Origin of the sequence: Microcystis sp. LE19-10.1B (assembly GCF_027530565.1) — a bacterium.
GTDB lineage: Bacteria > Cyanobacteriota > Cyanobacteriia > Cyanobacteriales > Microcystaceae > Microcystis > Microcystis aeruginosa.
The window spans coordinates 1-9976 of record NZ_JAPZQM010000591.1 but is presented as its reverse complement, the minus strand read 5'-3'; the positions used below and the strand labels follow the sequence as shown (position 1 = coordinate 9976).

The 9976-nt window shown below is 39.8% G+C and carries 9 protein-coding genes; 2 read left to right on the top strand and 7 right to left on the bottom strand.

Annotation, left to right across the window (positions count from 1 at the left end):
- Positions 1 to 359 precede the first annotated feature (359 nt).
- Together O9332_RS21445 and O9332_RS21440 are read right to left on the bottom strand one after the other, a co-directional pair.
- Positions 360 to 1544, bottom strand: a complete 1185-nt coding sequence (locus O9332_RS21445) for an ATP-grasp domain-containing protein (RefSeq protein WP_004159253.1) — start codon at positions 1542 to 1544, stop codon at positions 360 to 362.
- Positions 1545 to 1604: 60 nt separating this feature from the next.
- Positions 1605 to 2825 carry a hypothetical protein gene (locus O9332_RS21440; RefSeq protein WP_288027318.1) on the bottom strand — a complete coding sequence of 407 codons (1221 nt, stop codon included), beginning with the start codon at positions 2823 to 2825 and terminating at the stop codon, positions 1605 to 1607.
- Between the two features lie 980 nt (positions 2826 to 3805).
- Here O9332_RS21440 and O9332_RS21435 point away from each other — a divergent pair.
- Complete coding sequence (locus O9332_RS21435) at positions 3806 to 4483, top strand: hypothetical protein (RefSeq protein WP_004159248.1); 678 nt, start codon at positions 3806 to 3808, stop codon at positions 4481 to 4483.
- 54 nt (positions 4484 to 4537) lie between these two features.
- On the opposite strand, the gene O9332_RS21430 is transcribed toward O9332_RS21435, so the two are convergent.
- The 5 genes from O9332_RS21430 to O9332_RS21410 all read right to left on the bottom strand — a co-directional run bounded on the left by O9332_RS21430 (position 4538) and on the right by O9332_RS21410 (position 8999).
- Entirely contained in the window at positions 4538 to 5476 is a 939-nt protein-coding gene (locus O9332_RS21430; protein WP_004159245.1) for a GDP-L-fucose synthase family protein, read from the bottom strand.
- Between the two features lie 12 nt (positions 5477 to 5488).
- Complete coding sequence (gene gmd / locus O9332_RS21425) at positions 5489 to 6571, bottom strand: GDP-mannose 4,6-dehydratase (RefSeq protein WP_002798501.1); 1083 nt, start codon at positions 6569 to 6571, stop codon at positions 5489 to 5491.
- Between the two features lie 115 nt (positions 6572 to 6686).
- The gene (locus O9332_RS21420; RefSeq protein ID WP_002757976.1) at positions 6687 to 7028 is read right to left on the bottom strand and encodes a TIGR03792 family protein; all 342 of its coding nucleotides are present in this window, start codon (positions 7026 to 7028) and stop codon (positions 6687 to 6689) included.
- 12 nt (positions 7029 to 7040) lie between these two features.
- Positions 7041 to 7928 (bottom strand): ParA family protein, encoded by an 888-nt coding sequence (locus O9332_RS21415; RefSeq protein WP_002757975.1) that lies wholly within the window; start codon positions 7926 to 7928, stop codon positions 7041 to 7043.
- 15 nt (positions 7929 to 7943) lie between these two features.
- Positions 7944 to 8999 (bottom strand): metallophosphoesterase family protein, encoded by a 1056-nt coding sequence (locus tag O9332_RS21410; RefSeq protein WP_288027315.1) that lies wholly within the window; start codon positions 8997 to 8999, stop codon positions 7944 to 7946.
- Between the two features lie 107 nt (positions 9000 to 9106).
- Between O9332_RS21410 and O9332_RS21405 the strand changes: the two genes are divergently transcribed.
- The gene (locus tag O9332_RS21405) at positions 9107 to 9577 is read left to right on the top strand and encodes a pyroglutamyl-peptidase I family protein (protein WP_002764001.1); all 471 of its coding nucleotides are present in this window, start codon (positions 9107 to 9109) and stop codon (positions 9575 to 9577) included.
- Positions 9578 to 9976 lie beyond the last annotated feature (399 nt).

Genomic DNA, 9976 nt, shown 5'->3' with positions numbered 1-9976 from the left:
AAAAATTGCATTAATTCCGAAATTTCTAGGGTTGCCGCTTTTTGAGCCATCTTGGAATAATTTGACGTGCTGGTGGATTTCTAACTCACCCATTTTACCTTAGCTGACAATAATTATAAATTTTTATTTCCCTTGAATTCCTTATTCTAAAAACAGAACTATCTTCCTGAATTTACCCCGTTCGTTCTCAGCCAATCCCTTTGATTGCTTGAGTATTTATACTTAATTTATCCAACCAATTGTTTTTTTAGTGATCGCCTCTCCCTGAAAAATAGTCACTTTCTACTATATTTTGCCTTCCAAAATCGGGGTTAATGCTCTATTTATTTCAAAATGAGAATTGCTGCTGATCACTAATTCTAGGCTAATTTAATTGCTGCCGTGACTACCTCTTCTAAAGACTCTAACCAATGAAAGTTAACATCAGCTAAACTCTGACTGAGATCGATCGCTTTGCTGTCAGCTAGGACGCGAAAAATTATTTGTGGTACGGTGGGATTGGGAAAAGATCTGGGTTCCAAGGTTTGTCTTTCCTGTCGGGTAGCCCGGATCATCCGTTCGCCGCTGCCCCGGCTGGGTGATAATGGGCTATAACTGCGGTAGTAATTGCTAATACTCTCGATCGCTTTTTGGCCAAAGTCGGGATAACTGATAATATCAACGATAATCACTTTTAAATCGGCCAATAGTTGGAATTGTTGCAGACCAGACTCTATTTGCTCGTTTAATTGCTCTAATTCTAGTCTTTCCTCCAGTATAAGCCATGCCGCCAGTTTTGCCCCCTTGCCTGCCAAGGCATCCCAGACAGTGGACATCAAACCCTGGCCATTGCTAATCACGGCTATTCGGCCGGTTTGATCAATTATCGACCAAGGGGATTGTAATTGGGGTGGGGTCAAAGCTAGGAGATCGAGATGTCTAGCTAAAGCGGCATCATTAACACTTATTTTGCCATCTAGGGCCATCACTTCCCCAGCTTCGTTGATACCCAGGGGATTAATCTCGATAATATCGAGATCTTTGCTGACAAAGAGACTATACATTTTTTCGAGAATTTGACTGATAGACTCGATCAAAGACCCTCTTAAACCCATAGATACGGCTAATTGCCGACAGAGATAGGGGGAAAATCTCTCTTCAATGACCACTTTTTGCATGGTTTCCAGTAAACTGTCCACATCCATTCCCCCTTGACTCGCACCCAGTAAAACCGGTCTTTGCAGATGATAATCAAGTAAAATGGCTAAAAATATCTCCTGTTGCGGATTATACCTGGCTTCTGCTAAGATTACCTCTGGATATTCTCCGGCAATCGGTAAATGAAAGATAGCATGGGCAGCAGCGATCGCATCAATGGTATTAGCGACAAATTTCACCCCCCCTGCTTTTCCCCGTCCTCCCGCTCGTACCTGGGACTTCAGCACGATGGGGTAGGGAATGTTTAATCTTTTTAGTCCCCCCGGTTCGTGGATTGGTTGGGAAGGTAAAATGGGGATGCCGACTTGAGCAAATATTTCCTTGGCTTGGTATTCGAGTAAATCCATAATTGATTAGTTGATAAAGTGGCAATTCTCTCTTTGCTCGTTTCAGTAGCTTGGGGACTATTAACTATCATAAGTTTGTGCAGTACCACAATGATAACAATAAGGTAAATTTTTATAAGTTAACTCATGGCAATGATGACATTCTACATATTGATAATAACCGCAATGGGGACAATGAGCATCTTGATTTTTAATCGTTTTAGCGCAGTTAATACATTGTGATTTTTGTACTCGTTTTGCTGCTTGAGACTTGGTATTAAAAACAAACTTTTGCAAAAATTTAATAATAGCAAAACCGAACAAAGGGATTAACAGAATATAAACATATTGAACTAAAAATACTAAACCTCCAAAGATAGCACCGATAATATCAAAAATGAATTGTGTAATAATACCAATTTGCAAAAATTCAAAAGCTTTGAAAATTAAAGGAATGAAGAAAATAACTAATAAATGCCAACTAATTAACGCTATTAAACCATAGCCGCGACTTTGGGCATACTGATTCACTAATAACGCAACAATTATTAATGGTGCTAAAAATAAAACTTGAAAACCTAATTGAATGCTAGGATACCAAAAAGTAGCATTTTTATAACCAGCTTCCACATCATTAAATTTACTTTCATTTCTCATGAAAGCAAGTAAATTTTGACTCGATGGTTTTTGTAGTAGTTCATTTTTTAGCTTAACAATTTCTTCTTTGATTTTTGATATTTTTTTATTATTTTCCTCTAGTTTCTGTTTTGCCTCTTCCGCTTTTACCCGGTTTATCGAATTGTTGGCAGACTGTCCAGCAATTTTCTCTAATAGGGTAGAATCATATTGACTTCTAATAATTCTATTATTATTTTCTAGTATATTAATATTATCTTGTTTTGTTTGTATTTTACTTAATAAAGTTTTATTTTCTTGATTATTTAACTTATTTTTAATATCAGCATATTGCAAACAAATTGGAGAAACTTTACCTAAATGTCCTATTTCTTCATCTTGATAATTATTATTTTTATAATCAACTAAAAAAGTTGTAATTAAATCATAATCTCTATCTGGACTATTATTTGTCTTGTAACTTGGCCATTCGCTGTAACAAGTATATACTTGTTGGGGGCTTAAATGCCACCTACTAATATCATCTAATCCTGTAAAAACATTAACTAAGATGAAAATATCAACAATTATTATTACCAATAAACTTACTTTATTTAATGGTTTATCATTAATCCTTCTTGATCTCCTGAAAAACTGATTCCACAAATTATTAAGTTTAGTAAACATAATCTACTCCTAAGTACAGGACAAAAAGGATGATATTTGGAAACTTCCCGCGCTCTCCCCTATCTAAATGGAGCAAGAGGACTCCCGTTAAATTTCTCCTTAATTAAAAATATACCAGAAATTAACGGGAGATGAATTGCGACCACAGGGTGAGAGCATCTCAAAAGCTATTGACAATTGGCCAATTTTGTGATACGCATGGGCATTTCAGCTGATATCAGTCAATCAGAATAGTTACGAAATCTTAACATTTGGTCGATTTTTGCTTAACAATTGAGATGACAAATTCTCCTCAAATATGCCTGAATCGTCCTCTGGGCAAGGAACCCACACAAAGTTCATTTTGTCAAGGATTGTTAAGATGCGCTTCCCCTGAGCTTATGGATAAATTTATTGGTTTGAGTATGCTGATTTTTGGGTTTGTAATGATGGCCTTTAATCCAGCAGTTGGAGTGCTAGTGGCTCTTTTTGGGTTGATCGTGACTTGGAATAGCGAGAGAACTGTTTCTGTTCGATCACAGGACAGGGATAGGGTTCCTTGTCCTCATTGTGCTGAGTTAATTCAACCGAAAGCGAAGGTGTGCCGTTTCTCTGGGGCCAGGTTTAGATGACCCCTTGTCCTGAGTTTGGGATCGGTGGCAACCCGATCAGAGGTTTCTTCAGTTTTTTGTCACAATTGTTACATTTTTTCAGAGATTTTAATTCGATCGGGTGATTTTTTTTTGATAGGATTGAACCTATAATTTTCTCAGAAATAGTTCTTGTTCTCCATTAACCGTGCCAAACTAAGAACTGCGGACAAATCAAGAGTTTTGGCGTTTCAATAGACCAGATAAACTAATAACTGGCAGTTAGTAGGAAATCTCAGTTATTTTTTGCTAAAATTCTCCTTTTTCCCGCATTTTCTTGCTTGGAAACAAACTTTTTTCCGCTTTCGTCTCTGTCTTTAATTCGCTCCCACTAGGAAACTCAAGGGTAAGATGCTATATTTTCAAAAGCAGGGTCGTCATCATCCTCTGACCCTATTAACAATGCTTTTAAGTGCTTCTTTCGTTGTGGTCTCCCTCTCCTTGACTCCTGCGATCGCACGTCAATTCGCCCCAATTAACCCGATTAAACCGATTCCTTTGGGGAATGATCAATTAATTCCTGCCGGCACAGACATCCCTGTAAAATACGAGCAAGGGGAAAAAATTCTTTTAACCAAACAAGAAACTTTTTCTTTATCTCTGACCGTCACCGATAATATCAAAAATTCCCAAGGACAGACAATTATTCCCGATGGTAGTCAGATTATCGGAGAAATTAAACCTGATGGTCAAGGTTCGCGTTTTTTATCCCAAAAAATCTTTTTAAAAACCCGTCAACCCCAAGAAAAATCTATTGATGCTATTTCGGCAGTTTTCACTCGTCTAGAAAAGCTAATTAAAGGAGTTAACCCCGACAAAATTATTCAGGGTGCAGTATTAGGAAAATCCGCCGCTTCTGTCCTCGCTTCTTTTACTTCTGACCAACCGGTTAGCGAGGGATTATTACGAGGAGGGGGATTAGAAGTATTAGCCGGTTGGTTATTACGAGGAGAATCGGTGGAATTATTGTCAATTAACCCCAAGGAAGATTTAAAATTAACCCTTCGTTCTGATTTTACCGGGCAGTAAGCTGAAAAAAAATCTGGTGTGTTAGTTATTTATCTAACACACCAGCTATCTGGACTAAGCGGCGTTTTGTCGATACCATTCAATGGTTTTCCGCAAACCTTCTTTAAATTCCATTTGAGCAACAAAACCGAATTTTTCCCTAGCGCGGGTTGTATCTAAACAGCGTCGCGGTTGACCATTCGGTTTATCTATTTCCCAAACAATTTCGCCATCAAAACCCATTAAATCACAGATTAATTCCACTAAATCTTTGATAGAAATCTCATAATTTGTACCAAGATTAACCGGGTCTGACTCATTATAGAATTGACTGGCCATGACAATGCCTCGCGCTGCATCGGTGGAGTAGAGAAACTCCCGGGTTGGACTACCATCTCCCCAGACAGGAAGTTGTTTATCCCCCCGTTGTTGTGCCTCATAAACCTTGCGAATTAAAGCAGGAATTACATGGGAACTACCCGGATCAAAATTATCCTCTGGCCCGTATAAATTTACCGGTAAAAGATAAATTCCGTTGAAACCATACTGCAAACGATAGGACTCTAATTGTACCAATAAAGCCTTTTTAGCGATACCATAAGGCGCATTGGTTTCTTCGGGATATCCTGACCATAAATCGTCTTCATGGAAAGGTACTGGAGTAAATTTTGGATAGGCACAAATTGTCCCCACACAGACAAATTTTTGCACTCCTGCTAGATAGGCAGCATGAATTAATTGGGTTCCCATCATCAAATTATCATAGAATAATTCGGCGGGTTTTTCCCGATTGAGACCGATACCTCCCACATGGGCAGCCAAATGGATAATTAAATCTTCTTCGTTGGCTAAACGTTGACAGTTTTCCCAAACTCTTAAATCACAATCTTTAGACCGAGGAATTGTAATTTTTTCGGGATTTGCCCCCGCTGCAATTAATTGATTAACTACTTGCCGACCTAAAAATCCAGCCCCCCCGGTGACGACGATTCTCTGTTCGCTTAAATTCAGCATATTTTGACCTCTTTAATCCACAGTTGTCATTGAACGATTGCGAAGATAAGCCAAATCTTTTAATAACTGTCCGCTATCACCACCGTTATTAAGATTAATCCCCAAAGCCGCCAAATCCGCATCTACCATTAATTTTACCAGTCCCTCGAACGTTACCGACGGCTGCCAACCTAATTTCTCTCTGGCTTTTGTGGAATCTCCTATCAATAAATCCACTTCCGCTGGACGCAAATAACGTTCATCAAACTCCACATAATCCTGCCAATTTAAATTAACGTATTGGAAAGAAATATCGAGAAACTCCCGGATAGAATAGGTTTCATTTGTCGCCACTACATAATCATCTGGTTCTTGCTGTTGTAACATTAACCACATCGCCCGCACATAATCCTTAGCATAACCCCAATCCCGTTTAGAATCGAGATTTCCTAAATAAAGTTTTTTCTGTTGTCCGGCAATAATTCGGGCCAAAGCGCGGGTAATTTTGCGCGTGACAAAAGTTTCTCCACGACGAGGGGATTCATGGTTAAATAAAATGCCGTTACAGGCAAATAAGTCGTAGGATTCCCGATAGTTGACCGTTTGCCAGTGACCGTAAACTTTCGCGCAAGCGTAGGGACTGCGGGGATAAAATGGCGTGGTTTCTTTTTGGGGAACTTCCATGACTTTCCCGAACATTTCCGAGGAACCTGCTTGATAGAAACGGACTTCGATGCCGGTTCTTTTTTGGTAATCCCGAATTGCTTCTAGTAATCTTAAGACCCCTACCCCCACAGCATCGACGGTGTATTCTGGGGCATCAAAACTAACTCGCACATGGGATTGGGCCCCTAAATTATACACTTCTACTGGTTGCACTTGTTCGAGGATACGCCGCAGGGTCGTGCCGTCGGTGAGGTCGCCATAATGAAGAAATAATTTAGTATCGGGCTGGTGGGGGTCAGTGTAGATATGATCGATGCGATCGGTGTTAAAGGTGGAGGTACGACGGATGATACCGTGGACTTGATAGCCTTTTTCTAATAATAATTCGCTCAGATAGGAACCATCTTGGCCGGTGATGCCGGTAATTAGGGCGCGTTTAGCTTCAGTCATCAGTAATTTACCTAATCAGAAAGAATAAAGACTCTGACTGCTTATAGCACACTTTAGCCCCTCAGGACAAGTTTGGCTAGGTTGACAGGGGACAAAAAGATGAATTGATTTTTTATCAGGTCCCCAGAGAGCCTAAATTGTTCTGAAAATTTTCTCGAAATTTTCTGACCTGAAATTCCTTGACTTTGAGCAGTTGATAATTATCTTTTCCCATGGCTAGGGAAAATTTGGCTTCGGTGTCATCAAGTAAATTTTTGGAGATAGCTTTCCACTGTTCTTGTGTTTGCCAATGGACAACGATAATTAATTTTTCCTCGATGGCGGGATTAATCCAAAGCTCCTTACCTAAAAAACCAGGTTGTTTTGCTAAAAACTTTGTCCAAATTTCTTGATCTTTTTGGATAAATTTTTCCCTAGCTTCGGGTTTAACTTGAAATTCTAACCACTCAATGACCATAGTAATTATCTCCTATTTTTTGGCTTTCATCAAGAATTCTTCTGTGAGTTTCATAAAAGCTTTGGAACCACTAGAAGAGGGCATAGCTGCCACCACAGGCACGAACATATCCACAGCTTTAGCTACATTAACATCCATAGGAATCGCATTAGCAAAAATTTGATGGGCTTGAAAATCCTGTTGTACCCGGCGCATGACTTGATTATAGTAGCGACTGAGTAAACCACCACCGGAAAGAATAAAAACTATACCGAGTAAACCGGGGTTAATCGGTGCGGTTTCTTGATGACTAGCTTTCAGTTTAACTATTCTTCTTTCTAATAGCTGAATGCCGACAATTGATAAAGGTTCGGGACGGGCAGGTAGTAAATAAAAATGACTGCTACATAGACCACTACGAGTTAAAAGATTATAGCCTGGAGCGCAGTCCATGATAATATAATCGTAACGGTCTTGAATGGGGTCAATGATTTTTTGAATTAAGACTCTTTCCAGGTTATTCCAAGCATGATCAAAGCCTAAATCTTCCTGTAAAATTGCTTGGTGGTGCAGGGTTTCTGAGACGACATATTCATCATAAAGTTCGATGTCTCCCGGTAGTAAATCTAAGCCTTGTATTTCACAGACTGAAGGGACAATAATATCATCAATAGTTAATTTATTGTAGGGATTGGGTTTGATAATTGCTTCTAATAAATAGCTTAAAGTGCGTTTTTTGCGACGCAGTTGAGCGAATTCGTGGGGAGACATTAAGCTAAGAGTCGCACTGATTTGAGCGTCTAAATCGAGGACAAGGACTCGTTTTTGCTGAAATTTAGCTAAACAGGTGGCAAGGTTGACGGTAAGGGTAGTTTTTCCTACTCCTCCTTTCATATTAACGGTGCTGATGACAGTGGCCATTAGGGGAATTCCTTTCTAGTTAACCGATGGAATATCTCGACGTAAAACCTGCCCGTTGGGAGCCATAATCAAAGGAGGTAAACTGGTAATATTGATCGCCTCTTGGGTTTTCATGTCGTAGGTGGTGTAAACTGTTTCCTGTTGATGGGGATTAATATCGACAATTGTTAGGGTTTTTCTGGGCGCTTGTTCACTGTTCAATAACCGTCGCGGTCCACTGCCTAAAGCTCCCGCGTGTAATAATTGTAATTGCCCCCGTTTACCCGGATAGTAAGCGTGAGCGTGGCCACTAATATAAGTATGCACCTGATGGCCCTCTAAAAACGCTCTTAATTTCTCGGCATCGGCTAAATAATCCCCCGGTCGATTTCTGCCCACGGCAATACCGTAGAGGGGTAAATGACCGATTACTAGCCGCATTTTAGCATTTTTAGCGTCGCTACTACTCAAGTTTTTTGCTGCCCAATTTAGTTGTTCCTGAGAGATTAAATGAGTGGAGGCATCCCAAACTAGATAGAATATACCATTTTGAGTGAAAGTATAATAAAAAGGAAAGCCGGTTTTATCGATAAAATTTAAACTTGTATCATGTTGGGGGTTTTGCCAATAATCTTGGGCTAATTGTCTCTCTTTAGCATAGATAAATTTTCCTGCCGATAAAGCTCCAGAAGCGTCATGATTACCGATGGTAAAACCAAAAGGTATTTTAGCAGCTCGCAGGGGCGCGGCGATATGGCGATCAAAGGCTGACCACATGGCGTTAATTGCTGCCTCTGTCAAGCTGCTTTTTTGTCCTGCCACCATGTCGCCACCACAGAGGACCAGATCGGGTTTATTATTGATAATTAAAGGGATAGCTCGATCGATTTCGGGATCGTAAGTTGTGGAACCGGATTGACTATTAAGGTCACTAATCACAATTATCTTGACTTTTTTCGCCTTTTGTGCTTGTTTAACAGCCGACTCAGGGGGATTTTTGGAAGTAACAGGCTGTAAAATTTGATGAGCGCAAGCTACCAAGCTAAAACCACCTAAACTGCCACTGATCAGCAAAAATTTACGGCGTTGCATAGGATATCAATCTCGTCTTTAATTGAGGTCACGTCAGTTAGTATAGCAATTTTTGTCCCCTCGCTCGCTTTTTTGTTGATCATCCCAATTAACTATCAGGAGATAACTTGACAATTCTCTTAACTTCTTTTGCGCCTTGGTTATGCCATCACCGGAGTAATTCCTCCGATGATTTGTTAGTATCCATTCAAGATAATTATCCAAAAAAGCTTTTATTTTTGCGTCAACTTCCCGTTAATACCCATCGAGCCAGTGAACGAGTTATCAAAGCTATTCAAGACAAAAAGCCTGATTTCGTTATTTGTTGTGGCATGGCAGAAAGTCGTTATCGTTTAAGTTTAGAATCTCAGGCTAGGAGTAGCACAAAAAAGTTATTTACACCAATTCCTCTTAAGGATTTTGTCAAAGAGCTTGCCTATAGCTATATCAGCGATAATGCCGGTCAGTTTGTCTGCGAAGAATTATATTTTCAAATCTTAAAACATCATCCGAGAGCTTTATTCGTTCATGTGCCGCTTTTAACTGACAAAAATTTTGCCATTATTCAAAGAGATTTTCAAAAAATTATCAGTAAGTAGGGTTTGCTGAAAAAGTTTTTCCTAGGGGCAGGGTGTGGGGTGTAGGGTGTAGGGTTTTACCCATTTTCAGGTGGTCAACTACCTAATTTTCAGGGAAAAAGTACCTGATACTAAATCCGTTGAGTATAGGCTAGTTATGAGAAGAGGCACTCATGCAAGAGGCACTCATGCAAAGGGGAGAATAAATAATCAGTTTTTAATAACCGGATTTATTCTTAGGCAGTGGCTTCGACATCGCACTAACTGTCACTAGCTAACTTTTGACATCCTCGCCGCCCTAAAAGTGCGGCGATTCCTAAACCTCACGATTTAAGTTTCTGCTTCCACCACCGTCGCATACCACAGTTAAAAAACCATGTACTGTCTTACACAGAGTCCACAGACTTTCGCCCCATTTCA